We start from the raw sequence: 19,054 nt of genomic DNA, 5'->3' as shown, positions 1-19,054 counted from the left end.
AGGGGTTGGTCTCGGTCTTGGTGATCAGGCCGATCACGGGCTCGGCGGCCTGGGCGGGGAACTGGGCGGCCAGCGCGGCGGAGGTCAGGGCGGCGGCGAGGGTGAGCTTGAGCATCGGGTTGTCTCCTGGGATGGCGGGCGGACCGCCTGCGGGCTTGAAGGAAATTCCGGGCCCCTTTCGTGGGGCTTTGCGTCGGGGGGCGATGCAACTATAGTTCGCTTCGAGTTATTAAATCAAGTTGATTTATTTAGTGTTAACCCGAAGGAGACATCAACATGTTCGTGGTCTGCGGTGAAGCTCTGATGGACGTCTACATGGGCGAGTCCACGCCCACCGGCCTGCGGCTCGACGCACGCATCGGCGGCTCGCCTCTCAATGTGGCGCAGGGCCTGGCGCGGCTGGCACGGCCGGCGGCATTTCTTTCCACGGTGTCGACCGACGCCATCGGCGAGCGCCTGCTGGCGTCGCTGGTGGCCGAGGGCGTCGACACCTCGCTGGTCCTGCGCAGCGACGCTCCGAGCACGCTCAGCGTCGTCAGCATCGACGTCACCGGCGTGCCTCGCTACGACTTCCACGGCAACGGCGCGGCCGATCGGCAGCTCACGCCCGGCATGCTGCCCGCGCTGCCGACGCAGACGCGCGTGCTGCAGCTCGGCTCCTACGCACTCGTGGTTGAGCCGGTCGGCAGCACGTTGCGCGCGCTGGCGGCCGCCGCCCGCGCGCGCTGCCTGATCGCCTACGACCCGAACGTCCGGCTCAACGTCGAACCCGACATTGCCCGCTGGCGCCAAGTGGTCGAGGACATGGTCTCGCTGGCCCACCTGGTCAAGGTGAGCGAGGAAGACCTCGCCCTGCTCTACCCGGGCGAATCACCCGAGCAGGTGGCGCCGCGATGGCTGAAGCGGGGCGCGGCCCTGGTGGTCGTCACGCGCGGGGGCGCGGGCTCCAGCGCGTGGACGGCCAATGCCCATGCCAAGGCGCCGTCCAGGCCGGTGAAGGTCATCGACACGGTCGGCGCCGGCGACACTTTCCAGGCTGCCCTGCTGACATGGCTGGACGACCACGATGCGCTTGCGCCCGCGGCGCTGACGACACTGGCCGACAGCCAGTTGGATGCGCTGTTGCGCTTCGCAGCCCAGGCCGCTGCCATCACCTGCTCACGCCGCGGTGCCGATATGCCCAGGCGATCCGAACTGCCCTGAGTCGGCGCCGATCGGCCCTGCCGCTGCTGCGATCTGCGCCAGCCGGACAAAAAAAACCGGCTCAGGAAAGCCGGTCTTCAGAGGGAAATGACAGCGCTCAGTAGCGACCGCCGCCGTACCCACCGGTGCCATAGCCAACGTCCGAGCGTTTGCCAGTGTTGTAGCCGGCCGCGCTGTAGCCACCCGAGCCGCCACCCTCTTCGCGCGGCCGCGCCAGGTTGACGACGATCGAGCGGCCATCGACGGACATGCCGTTCAGCCCGGTGATGGCGGCTTGCGCCGCTTCGGCAGAAGCCATCTCGACAAAGCCGAAGCCCTTGGAGCGGCCGGTTTCACGGTCCATCATGACCTTGGCCGAAGCGACGCTGCCGAACTCGGCAAAGTTGCTTCCCAGGCTGGAATCGGTCACGGAATAAGGCAGGTTGCCAACGTAGAGTTTGACGCTCATGAAAAGAGCCTTTCTGAATGAAGGTGCGCAACGAATGTCGCGCCGGTGGGAACACGGATGAGCGGATCGGGAGTCCGCAGCCTCTGAAACGGGTGGATGCAATCTGCGTGGCAGATCATCAGCAGGTCGGGGGGTGCGGCATGCACGTTTGCAGCCAGCCCTGGGTGACTGCAAAGAGCCGGGCCGCTTCGCGCGAGGCGAAGGCCTTGTCAAAACGGAACACCCGGCAATAACTGCCATTGCCCTGGGAACGATGGACCGAGAAGGAGGCGCGAAAACCGCCACAGGGGGTCTCGTGTGTCGCGGGCGAAACGACGTACTTGCCCATGGAAATACCGATTTTTGGAATCTAGTTCATTCGGGATCGCAGGCTTGAATCGACCTGCGTGAGCCAATCAGGAAGTCGGTTGGCTGCAGCTCTACAGACCCACCGGGCGACGAAGTCGCCAAACGGCCTGCACGGGAAGGACGTTCGCTCCGAGCAGGCAATGCGAAAAGCCCATCGTTCGAACCATGGGCCGCAATAACTCGATTATATCAAAAATCGACATCTGATCGACTGCCTTTATTCTGAACGGTGACTTGTCGCGGCCCCGCCGGCCTCATCGCACTGCAGGGTCGGAGGATGTTCATGACGGCCCTTGTCTGCCCGCAAGCATGGTTTGCGATGCCGTCGAGGACTTGCGCTGCATCAACCGCGGAGACCGCGGCCGGGGCGGCGGTTGATTCACATCAAGCGTCGCCGCACCCGCGCATCTACAGTGCACCTGGATTCGGCCAATCCAAACCATCGAGGACACGGAAGCATGCACACGTCCACGGACCCGCCCCAGGCCAGCATGGCGCCGCTTACGACCGGCGGATGGTCATTGGCGGGCAGTTGGACTGCGCGCGGACTGGGCGACATGCCGAGAGCGCTCGATGCACATGCCTGCGGCCCGGGCCCGGTGGTCCTGGACGGTGCCTCGCTCGCCGCGATCGACAGCGCTGGCGTGTGGGTGCTGCAACGATGGCTGCGCCGGCATGGCGCAGCCGCCGCCCTGCGCAACTGGCCGCCGCGCATGCAGACGCTGATGACGCTGGTCGGCGAGCAGCCCGACCAGCCGCTGCCGCAGCCGCCCGGCGCTTCCCCCCTGGAGCGGGTGGGACGCCATGCCGAGGCCGCGGCGCAACAGGCGCTCGGCCTGCTGCGCTTCGTGGGTCAGGCCGGCGTGGCCGCTCTGGCTTTGCTTGCCCGGCCGCGTCGCATCCGCTGGCGCACCGTGCTGCGCAACATGCAGATCGACGGATTCGATGCCCTGCCCATCATCGGGCTCACGTCGTTCCTGCTTGGCGTCGTCGTGGCCTACCAGGGCGCGGACCAGTTGAAGCACTATGGCGCCAACGTGTTCGTGGTCGATCTGGTCGGCTACGCGATGCTGCGCGAGTTCGCGCCGCTGATCAGTGCGATCATCATCGCCGGACGTTCGGGGTCCGCCTATTCGGCACAGATCGGCACCATGGTCGTGACCGAGGAGATCGACGCCATGCAGACCCTCGCCATTGATCCGATCGAACTGCTCGTGCTGCCGAAGGTTCTCGCGCTGGGCATCGCCTTGCCCCTGCTGACGGTCTTCGCCGACCTCACCGGCGTGCTGGGTGGCATGGTGATGGCACGTGTGCAGCTCGACATCGGCTTTCCGGAGTTCATCGACCGCTTCGGGCGGGAGATGCACGGCTCCACGCTGCTGGTGGGTGTCGGCAAGTCGCTGGTGTTCGCGGTGGTGATCGCGATGATCGGCTGCTTCCAGGGCTTTCGCACCCGCGGCAGCGCCGACAGCGTGGGACGACAGACGACCAAGAGCGTGGTGCAGTCGATCTTTCTCGTGATCGTCGCGGACGCGCTGTTCTCCGTGGCGTTCAACATGCTGGACCTCTAGCATGGCGCCGGCAGACACCGTGATCGCGATGCGCAAGATCTGCACCCGTTTCGGCCGCCACGCGGTGCACACCGATCTCGACCTGGAGGTCCGGCGCGGCGAGATCCTCGCGATCGCGGGGGGCAGCGGCTCGGGCAAGTCGGTGCTCATGCGCGAGATGATCCTGCTGCAGCGGCCGACTTCGGGGTCGATCCATCTGTTCGGCCACGACACTGCGACGCTGACCATGCCGCAGGCGCATGCGCTCCGCTTGCGATGGGGCGTGATGTTCCAGCACGGCGGGCTGTTCAGCGCGCTCAACGTGCGGGAGAACATCGGGCTGCCGCTGCGCGAGCACAGCCGGCTCGATCGCGCGCTGATCGACCGCATCGCCGAATGGAAGTTGTCCCTCACGGGCTTGCCGCCCGACGCCGGACTCAAGCAGCCGGGCGAGTTCAGCGGCGGCATGCTCAAGCGGGCTTCGCTGGCGCGTGCCATCGCGCTCGACCCCGAACTCCTGTTCCTCGACGAGCCCACCTCCGGGTTGGACCCCGACAGCGCCGCGGGCGTGAGCGAACTGATCCTTCGCACCCACGCACTGTATGGATTGACGATCGTGATCATCACGCACGACCTCGACCTGCTGTGGCAGTCCTGCGACCGGGTGGCGGTGCTGGGCGAAGGGCGGGTGCTGGCCAGCGGGTCCATGGAGGAACTCTCCCGCCACGAACACCCGATCGTGCGCGGGTACTTCGAAGGCCCGCGCCAGCAACGGGCCGCCGCATCGGCCACGCAAGTGCGTCGTGACAAGGGAGCGCCATGGACGACAAGGTGAACTACACGTTGGTCGGCGTGTTCGTGCTGCTGCTCGGCGCGGCGCTGGTGGCCGGCGTGCTGTGGCTCGCCGCCGGCGCCCATGGCGGCAGGCGCTACAGCGCCTACCAGTCGATCATGCGCGAATCCGTCGCCGGGCTGGACGTGGACGCACCGGTGAAGTACCTGGGCGTCGACGTCGGCAAGGTCAAGGAGATCGCGATCGACCCCTCGGATTCGAGCCAGGTGCGCTTGCGTTTCCTGATCGAGCAAGGCACCCCGATCAAGATGGACACCGAGGCGGTTCTCAAGACGCAGGGGCTCACCGGCATCGCCTATGTCGAGCTCGGTGGCGGAGCCGCCGATTCGCCGCCGCTGCGCCCCGTCGACTCCGCGGATGTGCCGACCATCCGCTCCCGGCCGTCGCTGAGCACCCGACTCGAGAGCCTGCTGTCCACGGTGATCGCCAGCGTGGACCGCATGTCGACCAACCTGAACGCCACCTTCGATGCCGACAACCGCGCCGCCCTCAAGCAGATGCTGGCGGACACCGCGGTCCTGACCCGCACGCTGGCGAATCAACAGGCCGCGCTCGCCAGCGGCATCGCGGACACGGCGCGCACGGCCCGGAACACGGCGCGCGCCAGCGAGCGGCTCGCCCCGGCCATCGAACGGGTCGCGAGCGCCGCCGATTCGGTCGACAGGATGGCGAAATCCGTCGGCGAGGCCGGCGATCGCGTGGACCGCAGCGTGGAGGCGGCGGCGGGCAGCATCCAGGGCATCGGCAGCGATGCAGCGCCCGCGCTGGCCCAGTTGCTGGGTGAACTGAACCGGCTCGCCATCTCGTTGCAGCGCCTGAGCGATCAGACCGAACGGCAGCCGAACAGCCTGCTGGTGGGCGGCCCGCAACGGCCGCCCGGGCCTGGAGAAAGGGCTCGCCCATGAAGCGGTGTTGCCATCGTTCCGCCGGCGGCGCGCTGGTCGCCGCGATGCTCGCCGGCCTTGTGGGCGGCTGTGCGTCGTCTTTCCTGCCGCCCCCGGCCGCTGCGCCCGCGCTCTACACGCTCGCCGCCGACAACGAGGCTATTGCCGCGCTCGCCCTCCCCGCGGGCGCGCCCACGCTGATCGTCGCCCTGCCCCGGGCCGCGCCGGGCTTCGACACTGCGCAGATTGCCTATGTGCGACGGCCGTACGAGATCGAGTATTTCGCGCACAACCAGTGGGTGGATACCCCGCCGAAGATGCTCGCGCCCATGATGGTGAGCGCGGTCGAACGCTCGGACGCATTTCACGCTGTTCTGGCCGCACCCACCTCCGCGACCGGCCAATGGCGCCTGGAGACCGAACTGGTGCGCCTGCAGCAGGATTTTTCATTGGCGCCGAGCCAGGTTCGCCTCACCTTGCGCGCGACGCTGGTGGACACCCCGGCCCGCCGGGTGATCGCGAGCCGCGAGTTCGACGTGCGCGTGAGCGCGGCCACCGACGACCCCTATGGCGGCGTGGTCGCCGCCCAGCGTGCAGCGAGCCAGGTGATGACCAGGCTGGCGGCCTTCTGCGCCGAGTCCGTCGCCCGCTGATTCCTGACATGGCAGAGCATTCAGCCCCTCGCAGGAGATGGTAGAGACGCCTCCCCCTCGGTGATCGGCTGCACGGCGGGGCCCGGGGTGGTAGCGGTCCTGCCCGTGTCGTCGTTCGGAATGCCCTCGATCGGTGCCTCGGCCGTGCCTACCGTGCAGCGCGTGAAGGACTCCACCGTCTCGCGCGTACCCTGTGGGTCGGCGATCCACCTGGCGTAGAAGTCGAAGGGACAGTCGGCCACGCCCTTGTCGCCCTCGCGCGAATTGATCAGGCCGGTGTAGCCGCGGTGCACCAGCTTGAACAGGTGGTTCTCGGACTGGCCATTCTTGCGGAAGTCCCGGATCAGCGACTTGCTGAGCGCCGCGTACTGGATGCCCATCTCCTCCTCGCCGCATTCGCCCAGCGTGCGGCCGTCGAAGCCGATCAGCGCCGAATGGCCGAAATAGGAATAGACGCCATCGAAGCCCGCCGCGTTGGCCACGGCAACGTAGGTGTTGTTGGCGAAGGCCATCGCCTTGCTGATCAGGATCTGCTGTTCCTTGGCCGGGTACATGTAGCCTTGACAGCGGATGATGAGTTCGGCGCCCTTCATCGCGCAGTCGCGCCAGATCTCGGGGTAGTTGCCGTCGTCGCAGATGATCAGGCTGATCTTCAGGCCCTTGGGTCCATCGCTGACGTAGGTGCGGTCGCCCGGATACCAGCCCTCGATCGGCACCCACGGCATGATCTTGCGGTACTTCTGGACGATCTCGCCCTGGTCGTTCATGAGGAACAGCGTGTTGTACGGCGCCTTGTTCGGGTGCTCTTCGTGGCGTTCGCCCGTGAGCGAGAACACGCCCCACACCTTGGCCTTGCGGCAGGCCTCGGCGAAGATCTCGGTCTCGGCGCCCGGCACCGTTGCCGCGTTCTCGTACATCTCGGTGCTGTCGTACATGATCCCGTGGGTGCTGTATTCGGGGAACACCACGAGGTCCATGCCCGGCAGCCCGGCCTTCATGCCGACCACCATCCTGGCGATCGCCCGGCAGTTGTCGAGCACCTCGGCCCGCGTGTGCACGCGCGGCATCTTGTAGTTGACCACCGCCACGCCGACGGTGTCCTTGCTGCTCGAGATATCGCCGTGAATCATCTGGGCCTGCCTTTGTGTTCGGGTTGGACGGGCCATTGTGCGAAGCGCCGGGAGACTGGCGAATACGTTGATTGACGTAGCGCCTGCGAAGCGCAGAATGCCGGCCCAGGAGACAAGCGGCATGCGCATCGCGACGATGGCATCGACTGTGGCAATTGCGCTGGGGATCGCGCTGGCGATCGCGCCGGCCTGCGCGCCCGCAGGAGGCGCCAGGCCCGCGCGCGCCACGACCGTTGCAGTCAACCAGCCGACGGCTCGCTCACCGCTCGGCAGCTACCCGGCCGAGATCCGCTACCTGTCGAACGATGCGCCCTTCGTGGTCTTCGACGTCTGGCCGCGCAGCCTGGGCGTCACGCCGGGCGATGCCGACGCGGTCACGCTGAGCTTCGTGGCCACCGACACGCTGCGCCTGGTCAATGTCTTCGCCTACGCCCGCGCCGGGCCGTCGGGCACGACCCAGATGGCCGCCGGCGTGCCTTGCGGGCCGCGCGACGCGGGCTCCTGGGAATGCCGGGTCCCGGCCCGCGCCCTGCTCGATCGGCTCGATCCCGGCGACGGCGAATTCGGCCTGCGAATCGAGGCCGACGGCCCGGCCAACCAGCACAGCACCGTGCTGGTCACGCTGCCGCTGAAAACCGCGGCGCGGCCGGCTCAGTGACTGATCATCCAGGGCCGCCTGGACGGAAAGGCCTTGGCACCGCTCGGCGCCGTCACGGTGGCGCCGCGCCGGGCGCCGCTGCAGCAGCCACAGCCCGAGGGATGCTTCAGCCGCGCATAGTCGCCCGAGCGCCTGGGTTCGTGCGCCGCGCGCTCGTTGACCGCGATCGCGCGCCGCGTGCCGTCGGCCATCAGCGCAAGCCGCGGCGCGGCGGACATGACGCGCGGCGAGGCCGCTCCGCAGTCGGGACAGTCGGCGGGCTCGTCGCGCCGGCCCACGCTTCGCAGGGCATCGAAGCCGCCGCAGCCGGCGCACTGGTAGTCGTAGGTCGGCATGCGTTGCTCCTCAGAGGTCGTGCGAGAGCGGCATGTCGACCTTGCCGTCGATGAACTTGGTCGGTCCGCTGGCGTTCGGGTTGATGTCGAAGTCGAAGATGCCGGTCGGCAGCCACAGGGTGGCGCAGGCGTTCGGCACATCGACCACGCCGCTGATGTGGCCCTGCACCGGCGCGGTGCCCAGGATCGAATAGGCCTGCGCGCCCGAGTAGCCGAACTTCTTCAGGTACTCGATCGCGTTGAGGCAGGCCTGGCGATAGGCGACGTTGACGTCGAGGTAGTACTGCTTGCCGGCCTCGTCGACCGAGATGCCCTCGAAGATGATGTAGTCGTTGTAGTGCGGCGTGATCGGGCTGGGCTTGAAGATCGGGTTCTTGATGCCGTACTTGGCCATGCCGCCCTTGATGAGCGTGACCTTCATGTGGACCCAGCCGGCCATCTCGATGGCGCCGCAGAAGGTGATCTCGCCGTCGCCCTGACTGAAGTGCAGGTCGCCCACCGACAGGCCCGCGCCGTCGACGTAGACCGGGAAGAACACTTTCGAACCGCGCGACAGATCCTTGATGTCGCAGTTGCCGCCATGCTCGCGCGGCGGGACGGTGCGCGCGCCCTCAGCAGCCGCCCTGGCCTTCGCCTCGCCCGTGAGCTTGCCCATGTGGGCCGTGCCCGGCGACGGCGGATTGGCCAGGCCCGCGGTCGGGTCGCTGTCGATCAGCTGCTGCTCGCGTGCGTTCCACAGGTCCAGCATGGGCTTGTCAGGCAGGCAGCCGATCAGCCCGGGATGGATCAGGCCCGCGAAGTTCACGCCCGGGATGTGGCGCGAGCTCGTGAACATGCCCTTGAAGTCCCAGATCGACTTCTGCGCCTCGGGGAAGTGCTCGGTCAGGAAGCCGCCGCCGTTCTTCTTCGAGAAGAAGCCGTTGAAGCCCCACAGGCTGTCCTGCTTGGCGCCGATGTCGAGCAGGTCCACCACCAGCAGGTCGCCAGGCTCGGCGCCCTTGACGCCGACCGGCCCCGACAGGTAGTGCACCGTCGTGAGGTCGATGTCGCGCACGTCGTCGGCGCTGTCGTTGTTCTTGATGAAGCCGCCGGTCCAGTCGAAAGTCTCGAGGATGAAGTCGTCGCCCGGGTTGACCCAGCACGCCATTGGGATGTCCGGATGCCAGCGGTTGTGGATCATCTCGTTCTCGGTGGGCGACTTCGTCAGGTCGACCTTGATCAGCGTGTCTGTCATTTGCAGTGGCTCCAGGGGTTGGGGTTGAACGATGTGGGGGTGGGTCAGACCGAGAGATAGGCCTTGATGTGGTTGACGTCCGTCTTGTCGCGCGCGGTCTCGTGCACGAGCCGTCCGCCCTCGATCACGAACAGCCGGTCGGCCACGTCCAGCGCAAAGCTCAGGACCTGCTCCGAGACCACGATCGTGATGCCGCGCATCTTGCGGATCTCGTTGAGCGCCTTGGCGATGTCCTTGATGATCGAAGGCTGGATGCCCTCGGTGGGCTCGTCGAGCAGCAGCACCTTGGGATCGGTGACCAGCGCCCGCGCGATGGCCAGCTGCTGCTGCTGCCCGCCCGAGAGGTTGCCGCCCTTGCGCCGCTTCATGTCCCACAGCACCGGGAACAGCGCGTAGATCTCCTCCGGGATGCGGCGGGTGGCCGAGTTCTCGAGTCCGGTCAGGATGTTCTCCTCGACCGTGAGCGTCGGGAAGATCATGCGGCCCTGCGGCACATAGGCGATGCCCTTGGCCACGCGCCTGAAGCTCTCGTCGCGCGTGACGTCCTGGCCCGCGACCTCGACGCGGCCGCTCTTGATCGGCAGGACGCCCATCAGGCTCTTGAACAGCGTAGTCTTGCCCATGCCGTTGCGGCCCATGATGGCCACGGTCTCGTTGGCGCGGCCCTCGAACGAGATGCCGTGCAGCGCCTCGCTCTGGCCATAGGCGACGTGCAGGTCGGTGACGTTCAGCATGTGTGGTCCTTCCTTCAATGGCCGAGGTAGACGTCGATCACCTTGGGGTCGTTCTGCACGGCATCCATCGAGCCCTCCGCGAGGATCTTTCCCTGGTGCATGACCGTGACCTTGTGCGCGATCTGCTTGACGAAATCCATGTCGTGCTCGATCACGATCACCGAGCGGTTCACGCAGATGCGCTTGAGAAGTTCCGCCGTGAGCTCGCGCTCGCGCGCGCTCATGCCCGCGATCGGTTCGTCGAGCATCAGCAGTTCCGGCTCCTGCATCAGCAGCATGCCGATCTCCAGCCACTGCTTCTGGCCATGCGACAGCAGGCCGGCCTCGGTGTCGAGCTTGTCGGACAGCCAGATGTCCTCGGCCACCACCTGCACCCTGGCCTTGACCTCGTCGGTGCACTTGAAGGCCAGCGCACCGAGCACCGAGCGCCCCGACGGGTAGGACACCTCGAGGTTCTGGAACACGCTCAGGTTCTCGTAGATCGAGGGCGTCTGGAACTTGCGCCCGATGCCCAGCCGCACGCGCTTGTGCTCGGCCATCTTCGTGAGTTCCGTGTTCTTGAACTTGATGCTGCCGCCGCTGGCCTTGGTCTTGCCGCAGATCAGGTCGAGCAGCGTGGTCTTGCCGGCGCCGTTGGGGCCGATGATCACGCGCAGCTCGTTGCGGTCGATGTAGAGGGTCAGGTCCTCGATCGCCTTGAAGCCGTCGAAGGAAACGGTCAGGTCTTCCACCGCGAGGGCGAAGTCGGTATTGCTCATGGCTGTCGCTTTCGGCTCGTTGGCTGGGAATCAGGCGCGCTGGCTGCCGACGCCGTCGGGCAGCGGCGCGTCATAGGCCGACGCACCCGGCTCGGGCCGCGGCGGCAAGGCCTCGGGGTAGGCCGCGTGCGCGGCCGCCACGCGTTCCGCGTTGGCCTTGCGGTCGGCCAGGCGGCCGGCCCACCAAGGCTTGATCTTGTCCTCCCAGACACCGGCCAGGCCCATGGGGAAGGCCATGGTCACGCCGATGAAGAGCGCGGCCATGAGGAACAGCCACAGATCGGGGAAGCTCTCCGAGAACAGCGTCTTGCCGGCGTTCACGAGCAGGGTGCCGTACACCGCGCCCACCAGGCTCATGCGTCCGCCGACCGCGGCGTAGATCACCATCTCGATCGAAGGCACGATGCCGACGAAGCTCGGCGACATGAAGCCCACCTGCAGCGAGAACAAGGCGCCACCGATGCCCGAGAGCGCGGCCGCAAGGCAGAAGGCGAAGACCTTGAAGTTCGAGACGTCGTAGCCCGAGAAGCGCACGCGGTCTTCCTTGTCGCGCATCGCCAGCAGCAGCGTGCCGAGCTTGCTGGTCTGGATCCACCGGCACAGCACGATGCTCGCGATCAGCAGCGCCACGCAAAGGTAGTAGAGGATGTACTTGGCGCCGTCGGTGCGGGTGTCCCAGCCCAGCACCGTCTTCAGGTCGGTCATGCCGTTGACGCCGCCCGTGTAGCCCTGCTGGCCGATGATCAGCACCGTGACGATCAGCGCCACCGCCTGCGTGATGATGGCGAAGTAGACGCCGCCCACGCGCCGCTTGAACATCGCGTAGCTGATGATCCAGGCCAGCAGCGTGGGCACCGCGATGACCAGGATCAAGGTCAGCGCGAGGCTCTTGAACGGCAGCCACATGAGCGGCAGCGCGGTGATCTGGTTCCAGTCCATGAAGTCGGGGATGCCCGGCGTCGACTGGATCCTGGTGGTGACGGGGTCCGAAGCCTCGAGCTTGAGGAACATCGCCATGGCGTAGCCGCCGAGCCCGAAGAAGACGCCCTGCCCCAGGCTCAGTACGCCGCCGTAGCCCCAGACCATCACGAGACCGACCGCCACAAAGGCATAGGTGAGGTACTTGCCGACCAGGTTGAGGCGGAAGATGTCGAGCGAGAGCGGCAGCACCACGGCCAGCAGCAGCACCAGCAGCAGCAGGCTGGCGAGCTGGTAGCGTTTGACGAGCGACTTGATCGTGTTCATGAGAGGGGCTTTCGGGGAATCAGCGGCGGACCTTGGAAGCAAATAGACCCTGTGGGCGCAGCATCAGGATCAGCACGATGATCGACAGCGTCAGCACCTTGGCCATCGATCCGGTCATGAAGAATTCCGAGATCGACTGCGTCTGCGCGATGCCGAAGGCCGAGACCACGGTGCCAAGCAGGCTGGCGGCGCCGCCGAAGGTGACGACCAGGAAGGCGTCGACGATGTAGAGGGACCCCGAGGTCGGTCCCGTGGAGCCGATGGTCGTGAAGGCCGCGCCGGCCACGCCCGCGATGCCGCAGCCGATCGCGAAGGTCAGCCGGTCGGTGCGCCGGGTGTCGATGCCGGTGGCGTTGGCCATCACGCGGTTCGCGACCGTGGCGCGCACCCGCAAGCCCCAGCGGCTGCGGTGGAGCGCCAGCAGCACACCCAGCGTGACCACTGTGGTCAGGGCCAGCACGAAGAGGCCGTTGATCGGGATGTCGAGCCCCTCGGCCGGCGCCCACGAGCCCATCAGCCACTCGGGCAGCGTGGGGCTCACTTCCTTGGGCCCGATGAAGGTGCGGAACACCTGCTGCAGGCCGAGGCTGACGCCGAAGGTGGCCAGCAGCGTGTCGAGCGGCCGCTTGTAGAGATGGCGGATCAGCGCCCATTCCACGATCCAGCCGGCGATGAAGGCGAACACGAACGCCAGGCCGATCGCCAGAGGAAAGTAGTACGGCATGAACGAGGGCGCGAGGTGCTCGGTGAGCCGCGCCGACATGTAGATGGTGTAGGCACCGATCGTCATGAACTCGCCATGCGCCATGTTGATCACGCCCATCTGGCCGAAGATGATCGCCAGCCCCAGGCCCATGAGCAGCAGCACCGCGAACAGGCTCAGGCCCGCGAAGCCCTGCATCAGGCCGATGTTCATCATGTCCGAGAAATTCACAGCGACGCTCCGAAAGCAAGGAAGGGGCTGGGCCCTTTCGGGGGATACCGCGGAACCGGCTTCGCCGGGCCGCTGGTATCGCCCCCTCGAGGGGGAGTCCGGCTACACGAAGTGAGCCGGAGCCGGGGGGGCTATTGATACCCCTTGGGGAACGGATCGGGTTTGATCAGCTCGGGCGACTCCGCCACGACCTTGAAAGTGCCATCGAGCTGGCCCTGCCCGATGCGCGCCTTGCTCCACAGGTGGTGGTTCTCGTCGAGCTTGACGTAGCCCTCGGGCGCGTTCTTGAGCTCGATGCCGGGCGATGCCGCGACCACCTTGTCGATGTCGAAGCTGCCGGCCTTCTCGACCGCCGCCTTCCAGAGCCAGGGCCCCAGGTAGCCGGCCTGCGTGACGTCGCCGATCACCGCGTCCTTGCCGTACTTGGCCTTGAAGGCGGCGACGAACTTCTTGTTGTTCTCGTTCGGCAGGCTCTGGAAATACTTCATCGACGAATAGAAGCCCGCGAAGTTCTCGCCGCCCACGCCGGTCATCTCGTCCTCGGTCACGGCCAGCGTGAGCAGGAACTGCTTGTCGCCCGTGATGCCCGCGGCCTTGAGCTGCTTGTAGAAGGCCACGTTGGAGCCACCCACCACGGCCGCGAAGATGCAGTCGGGCTTGGCGACCTTGATCTTGTTGATCAGCGAGTTGAAGTTGGTGTGGCCCAGCGGGTAGTACTCCTCGCCCTTGACCGAGCCCTTCTGGAAGTTCTCGATGTGCTTGCGTGCGATCTTCATCGAGGTGCGCGGCCAGATGTAGTCGGAACCGACCAGGAAGAAGGTCTTGGCCTTCTTCTCCTTCGCGCCCCAGTCCAGGCCCCAGATGATCTGCTGGGTGGCTTCCTGGCCGGTGTAGAACACGTTCTTGCTCTGCTCCAGGCCTTCGTAGAAGGTCGGGTAGTAGAGCAGGCCGTTCTCTTTCTCGAACACCGGCAGCACCGCCTTGCGCGAGGCCGAGGTCCAGCAGCCGAACACGGTCGCGACCTTGTCGTTGACCAGCAGCTTCTTGGCTTTCTCGGCGAAGGTCGGCCAGTCGGAGGCGCCATCTTCCTTGATGACCTTGATCTTGCGGCCCAGGATGCCGCCCATGGCGTTGATCTCGTCGATCGCCAGCTGCTCGGCCTGGATCGAGCCGGTCTCGGAGATCGCCATCGTGCCGGTGCTCGAGTGCAGCTGGCCGACCGTGACCTCGGTGTCGGTCACGGCCAGCTTGGTCGTGTTGACCTTGGCGGTCGGGAACTGCTGCCCGAAGGCCAGGCCGCTCAGGCCCATGACCGGCAGGGCGGCGGCGCCTTGCAGCAGCCGGCGGCGGCCCAGCGCGATGCGCTCGGCCGAAGGGTCGATCGACGGGTCTTGATGATCGCTAGACATGTAGGAAGCTCCAGGCAGGGTTGAGAGGGGCGGCAGGCACCACGACGACGCATGCACCACCGCTGTGCGGCGTTGCGGTGCGGCGGGCACCATGGACTGCACTCTAGGAAAGCGGCGCGCAGATCCGAATACGTCAATCAACGTAGCCGCGCCCCGGCAGCCCCCGGCGACACTGGCCGACCGTTTGCGCGAGCGATCGACGGAACAAGGAGCGCTTCTTGCAGAGTCACCGGCAAACCCCCTTCCTGAAAGAACGGACCATGCCGCCCGCCCGCTCCCCCGTGACCGGCCAGAAGATCTTCCGCATCCGGCGCGACTACAACGCCTGGGTCGCCAACGAGACGCTGGAGGACTACGCGCTGCGCTACACGCCGCGCAGCTTTCGCAAGTGGAGCGAGTTCCGGGTCGGCAACGCGGCCTTCGGCGCCACCTCCTTCCTCGCGCTCGAGGCCATCGGCGGCGCGATCGCGCTCAGCTACGGCTTCGAGAATGCGCTCTGGGCGATCCTGGTGGTCGGCATCGTCACCTTCCTGACCGGCCTGCCGATCTGCTACTACGCGGCGCGCTACGGCGTCGACATGGACCTGCTCACGCGCGGCGCGGGCTTCGGCTACCTGGGTTCGACGCTCACCTCGCTGATCTACGCCAGCTTCACCTTCATCTTCTTCGCGCTCGAGGCGGCGATCCTCGCGCTGGCGCTGCAGATGTTCTTCGACTGGCCGTTGTGGGCCTGCTACATGGTGTCGTCGGTGGTGATCATCCCGCTGGTCATGCGCGGCATCACGATGATCTCGGCGCTGCAGCTGTGGTCCCAGCCGATCTGGCTGCTGCTCTTCGTCTGCCCTTTCATCGCGGTGCTGTTCAAGAACCCGCATGCCTTCTCGGACTTCACCGGGCTGGTGGGCCGCATCTCGGGCAGCAACGGCTTCGATCCACTGATGTTCGGCGCCGCCGCCACGGTGGCTTTCTCTCTGGTGGTGCAGATCGGCGAACAGGTCGACTACCTGCGCTTCCTGCCCGAGAAGACCCCCGCCAGCCGCGTGCGATGGTGGACCGCGGTGCTGGTCGCCGGGCCCGGCTGGATCGTGCCGGGCATGATCAAGATGCTCGGCGGCGCCTTCCTGGCCTTCCTGGCGCTGCAGCACGAGATCAAGCCCGAGCATGCGGTCGAGCCCACGCACATGTACCTCGCGGGCTTCGCCTACGTGTTCGAGAATCCGGCCTGGGTGCTCGGCGTGACCACGCTGTTCGTGATCGTCTCGCAGATGAAGATCAACCTCACGAACGCCTACGCGGGCTCGCTGGCATGGTCGAACTTCTTCGCCCGGCTCACGCACAGCCATCCGGGGCGGGTCGTGTGGCTGGTGTTCAATGTGCTGATCGCGATCCTCCTGATGACGCTGGGCGTCTTCGCCGCGCTCGAGAAAGTGCTGGGCCTCTACAGCAACATCGCGATCGCCTGGGTCGGTGCGCTGGTGGCCGACCTCGTGATCAACAAGCCGCTGGGCTGGAGCCCGCGCTCGATCGAGTTCAAACGCGCGCATCTCTATGACATCAATCCGGTCGGTCTGGTATCGATGCTGGTGGCCGCCACGCTCGCGATGGTGGCCTATGCCGGCGTGCTCGGGCGCTGGGCCGAATCGTTCTCGCCCTTCATCGCGCTGCTGACGGCGCTGCTCGTGTCGCCGCTGATGGCCTGGCGCACCCGAGGGCGCTACTACCTCGCGCGCGCCGACGTGCAGCGCTGGATGCCGGGCGAGCTGGTGCGCTGCTCGGTCTGCGACAACAGCTTCGAATCCGAGGACATGGCGCACTGCCCGGCCTACGCCGCACCGATCTGTTCGCTGTGCTGCACGCTCGAGTCGCGCTGCCACGATGCCTGCAAGACGGATTCGCGCGCCTCCGAGCAGATAGCGGTCTGGCTCAAGGCGCTGCTGCCGCCGCCGCTGGCGCTGCGGCTCAACTTCCGGGTCGCCCACTACCTGCTGGTCGCGACCTCGCTGATCGCGCTGCTGGCCACCGTGATGGGCATCGTCTATGCGCAGGAAGGGCTGCTCAACGCCAGCGCGACCGGCATCTTTCTGCAGACGCCCTTCCTCAAGGTGTTCGCGATGCTGTCGATGGTGGCCGCCGTGGCCGCCTGGTGGATCGTGCTCGGCAGCGAGAGCCGCAAGATGGCGCAAGAGGAATCGAACCGCCACAACCACCTGCTGACGCTCGAGATCGAGGCCCACCGGCGCACCGACGCCGCACTGCAGAGCGCCAAGGAAGCGGCCGAGTCAGCCAACCAGGCCAAGACCCGCTACGTCGCGGGCATGACGCACGAACTGCGCACGCCGCTCAACAGCATCCTTGGCTACTCCCAGATCCTGCTCAAGAACGACGGCAGCGCGGCGCCGCCGCGCGCGGCGCTGCACACCATCCACAAGAGTGGCGAGCACATGCTGGGCCTGATCGACGGCCTGCTCGACCTCGCGCGCATCGAAGCCGGCCGGCTGCAGCTCGAACCGATGCCGCTCGCGCTCGCCGGCTTCCTCGACGAGGTGGTGCGCATGGTGCGGCCGCAGGCCGAGGCCAAGGGGCTGGCTTTCGTCTACAGCGAAGCCGGCCGCCTGCCGGCCTGGGTGCAGGCCGACGCCAAGCGGCTGCGCCAGATCCTGATCAATCTGCTCAGCAACGCGGTGCGCTTTACCGATGCCGGCACCGTCACGCTGCATGTGGATGCGCGCCATCAGGTGCTGCGCTTCGACGTCGTCGATACCGGCATCGGGGTCGCGGCGCAGGACCACCAGCGCATCTTCCTGCCCTTCGAGCGCGGCGCCGCCGGACGCCGCCACGGCGGCGAGCCGGGCACCGGGCTGGGGCTCACGATCACCGGTTTGCTGACCTCGCTGATGGGCGGCGAGCTCCGGCTGTCGGACACCTCGGCCGAGGGCAGCACCTTCAGCGTGCGCCTCTACCTGCGCGAGGTCGCGGACCCGGGCCCGCAGGCCGAGCCGCGGCGCGCGATCTCGGGCTATTTCGGGCCGCGCCGCACGCTGCTGGTGGTCGACGACCAGCCGGTCCAGCGCCAGATGCTGGCCGGCATGCTGATGCCGTTGGGCTTCGACGTGCACGAGGCGGCCAGCGGCACCGAATGCCTGGACAGCCTGCGCGCCCACGTGCCGTCCGCCATCCTTCTCGACCTCAGCATGGACGACATGGACGGCTGGGAGACCGCGGGCCGCGTCCGCGCGGCCGGCTTCACGCTGCCGATCATCATCGTCTCGGCCAACGTGTTCGAGAACCACGGCGCGCGCTTGCGCGCCAGCGACTGCCAGGCCTTCGTGGGCAAGCCGGTGATCGAGTCGGAGCTGATCGCCACGCTCGAGCGCAACCTCGGACTCGAATGGCTGCAGCACGCGCCGGCGCCGGCCGCGGCGGCACCGGCCCTGCCCGAGCTGTCCAGCCTGCCCGAGGACGCCCGGCTCGAGCTGATGCGGCTGGTGCAGGTCGGGCACGTGCGCGGCCTGCAGCAGGCGCTCGACCGCCTGGCTCATGACCATCCGGCGCTGGCCGCCACCTGCACGCACCTGCGCGCACTGGTCGCCCGCTTCGATTTCGACAGCTTCAAGCGAACCCTTGCCGAGGAGGCCCATGCACCCCAGACCTGAGACCGAACGCCCCGTGGTGCTGGTGGTCGACGACGCGCCCAGCAGCCTCGGCATGCTGTGCGACACGCTCGAGGCCAGCGGCTACACCGTGCTGGTGGCGCCCGACGGCGAATCCGCGCTGCAGCGGCTGGAACTGGTGGTGCCCGATGCCATCCTGCTCGACGGCATCATGCCGGGCCTGTCGGGCTTCGAGACCTGCCGCCGCATCAAGGCCGATCCGGCCTTGGCCCACATCCCGGTGCTGTTCATGACCGGCATGTCGGACTCGCAAGACGTGGTGGAGGGCTTCGCGAGCGGCGGCGTCGACTACGTGGTGAAGCCGATCCGCGCCCAGGAGGTGCTGGCGCGCCTGCATACGCACACCCGCAACGCGCGCATCACGCGCATGGCGCGCGACGCCGTCGATGTCGCCGGCATGGGCGTGGTGTTCGTCGACGCGCACGGCCGCCTGGCCTGGCGCTCGCCGCAGGCTGCGCTCTGGCTGCAGGACTTCGGCACGCCGGCGCTGCCGGGCCAGTTGCCCGTGGCGCTCGAAGCCGCGCTGACGCCCGAGGCCCACCTGCGGCTTGCCACCCCGGGCGGCATCCGGCTGTCGGTGCGCAACCTGGGCACCGCGACGCTGGGTGAGACCATGCTGCTGCTGTCGCTGCAGCGCGACGAGCCGGGCCACTCGGCCCGCCTGGCGGAGGCGGCGCTGACGCCGCGCGAGACCGAGGTGCTGTCCTGGCTCGCCAAGGGCAAGACCAATCGCGACATCGGCGACATTCTCGGCACCAGCCCGCGCACCGTGAACAAGCACCTCGAGCACATCTTCGAGAAACTGGGCGTCGAGACCCGCGCCGCCGCCGCGGCGCTGGCGAGCGGCTTCCTGGCCTGAGGCGGGCCAGGCGGGTTGTCGCCGGCCGCTCAGCTCGTGAAGAACGCCAGCAGGTCGGGGTTGATGACATCCGCGTGGGTGGTGAGCATGCCGTGCGGGAAGCCCTTGTACACCTTGAGCGTGCCGTTCTTCAGCAGCTTGACCGACT

General features: G+C 67.2%; 18 protein-coding genes and 1 pseudogene. 8 read left to right on the top strand and 11 right to left on the bottom strand.

The window, feature by feature from the left end; genetic code table 11:
* Window positions 1-276: 276 nt before the first annotated feature.
* On the top strand, window positions 277-1,203 hold the full coding sequence (locus QZH52_RS37925; RefSeq protein WP_301816431.1) for a carbohydrate kinase family protein: 927 nt from the start codon (window positions 277-279) through the stop codon (window positions 1,201-1,203).
* Between the two features lie 97 nt (window positions 1,204-1,300).
* Here QZH52_RS37925 and rbp read toward each other — a convergent pair whose 3' ends face one another.
* Window positions 1,301-1,651, bottom strand: a complete 351-nt coding sequence (gene rbp / locus QZH52_RS37920) for an RNA-binding regulator (RefSeq protein WP_301816430.1) — start codon at window positions 1,649-1,651, stop codon at window positions 1,301-1,303.
* Window positions 1,652-1,769: 118 nt separating this feature from the next.
* Window positions 1,770-1,979: a hypothetical protein gene (locus tag QZH52_RS37915; RefSeq protein ID WP_301816429.1), complete on the bottom strand. Its 210-nt coding sequence runs from the start codon at window positions 1,977-1,979 to the stop codon at window positions 1,770-1,772.
* Window positions 1,980-2,457: 478 nt separating this feature from the next.
* Between QZH52_RS37915 and QZH52_RS37910 the strand changes: the two genes are divergently transcribed.
* Genes QZH52_RS37910 through QZH52_RS37895 form a run of 4 tightly spaced genes read left to right on the top strand, consistent with a single transcriptional unit; the run spans window position 2,458 to window position 5,939 of the window.
* Entirely contained in the window at window positions 2,458-3,570 is a 1,113-nt protein-coding gene (locus QZH52_RS37910) for an ABC transporter permease (protein WP_301816428.1), read from the top strand.
* Between the two features lies 1 nt (window position 3,571).
* Window positions 3,572-4,384: an ABC transporter ATP-binding protein gene (locus QZH52_RS37905; protein ID WP_301816427.1), complete on the top strand. Its 813-nt coding sequence runs from the start codon at window positions 3,572-3,574 to the stop codon at window positions 4,382-4,384.
* The gene (locus QZH52_RS37900) at window positions 4,369-5,307 is read left to right on the top strand and encodes an MlaD family protein (protein WP_301816426.1); all 939 of its coding nucleotides are present in this window, start codon (window positions 4,369-4,371) and stop codon (window positions 5,305-5,307) included. The genes QZH52_RS37905 and QZH52_RS37900 overlap by 16 nt, the downstream gene beginning before the upstream one ends.
* The gene (locus QZH52_RS37895) at window positions 5,304-5,939 is read left to right on the top strand and encodes an ABC-type transport auxiliary lipoprotein family protein (protein ID WP_301816425.1); all 636 of its coding nucleotides are present in this window, start codon (window positions 5,304-5,306) and stop codon (window positions 5,937-5,939) included. The genes QZH52_RS37900 and QZH52_RS37895 overlap by 4 nt, the downstream gene beginning before the upstream one ends.
* A 20-nt stretch (window positions 5,940-5,959) precedes the next feature.
* Here QZH52_RS37895 and QZH52_RS37890 read toward each other — a convergent pair whose 3' ends face one another.
* Window positions 5,960-7,069: an aliphatic amidase gene (locus QZH52_RS37890; RefSeq protein ID WP_301816424.1), complete on the bottom strand. Its 1,110-nt coding sequence runs from the start codon at window positions 7,067-7,069 to the stop codon at window positions 5,960-5,962.
* Window positions 7,070-7,190: 121 nt separating this feature from the next.
* Between QZH52_RS37890 and QZH52_RS37885 the strand changes: the two genes are divergently transcribed.
* Entirely contained in the window at window positions 7,191-7,727 is a 537-nt protein-coding gene (locus QZH52_RS37885; protein ID WP_301816423.1) for a hypothetical protein, read from the top strand.
* Here the strand turns inward: QZH52_RS37885 and QZH52_RS37880 are convergent.
* The 7 genes from QZH52_RS37880 to urtA all read right to left on the bottom strand — a co-directional run bounded on the left by QZH52_RS37880 (window position 7,721) and on the right by urtA (window position 14,376).
* Entirely contained in the window at window positions 7,721-8,062 is a 342-nt protein-coding gene (locus tag QZH52_RS37880; RefSeq protein WP_301816422.1) for a zinc ribbon domain-containing protein, read from the bottom strand. The genes QZH52_RS37885 and QZH52_RS37880 overlap by 7 nt on opposite strands.
* A 10-nt stretch (window positions 8,063-8,072) precedes the next feature.
* On the bottom strand, window positions 8,073-9,296 hold the full coding sequence (gene fmdA / locus QZH52_RS37875) for a formamidase (protein ID WP_301816421.1): 1,224 nt from the start codon (window positions 9,294-9,296) through the stop codon (window positions 8,073-8,075).
* A gap of 44 nt (window positions 9,297-9,340) precedes the next feature.
* Window positions 9,341-10,030 (bottom strand): urea ABC transporter ATP-binding subunit UrtE, encoded by a 690-nt coding sequence (gene urtE / locus QZH52_RS37870; RefSeq protein WP_301816420.1) that lies wholly within the window; start codon window positions 10,028-10,030, stop codon window positions 9,341-9,343.
* A 14-nt stretch (window positions 10,031-10,044) separates the two neighbouring features.
* The gene (gene urtD / locus QZH52_RS37865) at window positions 10,045-10,788 is read right to left on the bottom strand and encodes an urea ABC transporter ATP-binding protein UrtD (protein WP_301816419.1); all 744 of its coding nucleotides are present in this window, start codon (window positions 10,786-10,788) and stop codon (window positions 10,045-10,047) included.
* A gap of 30 nt (window positions 10,789-10,818) precedes the next feature.
* Complete coding sequence (urtC, locus tag QZH52_RS37860) at window positions 10,819-12,033, bottom strand: urea ABC transporter permease subunit UrtC (protein ID WP_301816418.1); 1,215 nt, start codon at window positions 12,031-12,033, stop codon at window positions 10,819-10,821.
* 19 nt (window positions 12,034-12,052) lie between these two features.
* Window positions 12,053-12,967, bottom strand: coding sequence for an urea ABC transporter permease subunit UrtB (gene urtB / locus QZH52_RS37855; RefSeq protein WP_301816417.1), 915 nt, complete (start codon window positions 12,965-12,967; stop codon window positions 12,053-12,055).
* Between the two features lie 131 nt (window positions 12,968-13,098).
* Window positions 13,099-14,376, bottom strand: a complete 1,278-nt coding sequence (gene urtA / locus QZH52_RS37850; protein WP_301816416.1) for an urea ABC transporter substrate-binding protein — start codon at window positions 14,374-14,376, stop codon at window positions 13,099-13,101.
* Between the two features lie 260 nt (window positions 14,377-14,636).
* Here urtA and QZH52_RS37845 point away from each other — a divergent pair, with 260 nt between their 5' ends.
* Window positions 14,637-18,029 carry a hybrid sensor histidine kinase/response regulator gene (locus QZH52_RS37845; RefSeq protein ID WP_301816415.1) on the top strand — a complete coding sequence of 1,131 codons (3,393 nt, stop codon included), beginning with the start codon at window positions 14,637-14,639 and terminating at the stop codon, window positions 18,027-18,029.
* Window positions 18,013-18,906, top strand: coding sequence for a response regulator transcription factor (locus QZH52_RS37840; protein ID WP_301816414.1), 894 nt, complete (start codon window positions 18,013-18,015; stop codon window positions 18,904-18,906). Before QZH52_RS37845 ends, QZH52_RS37840 begins: the two co-directional genes overlap by 17 nt.
* A gap of 29 nt (window positions 18,907-18,935) precedes the next feature.
* Here QZH52_RS37840 and QZH52_RS37835 read toward each other — a convergent pair.
* Window positions 18,936-19,054 (bottom strand): annotated as a pseudogene (locus tag QZH52_RS37835) (alpha/beta fold hydrolase); the annotation flags it as partial.

Origin of the sequence: Variovorax ginsengisoli, assembly GCF_030486595.1 — a bacterium.
Lineage (GTDB): Bacteria > Pseudomonadota > Gammaproteobacteria > Burkholderiales > Burkholderiaceae_C > Variovorax > Variovorax ginsengisoli_B.
Note: the sequence above shows the minus strand (reverse complement) of the source record. Positions and strands in the feature narration are given on the sequence as shown.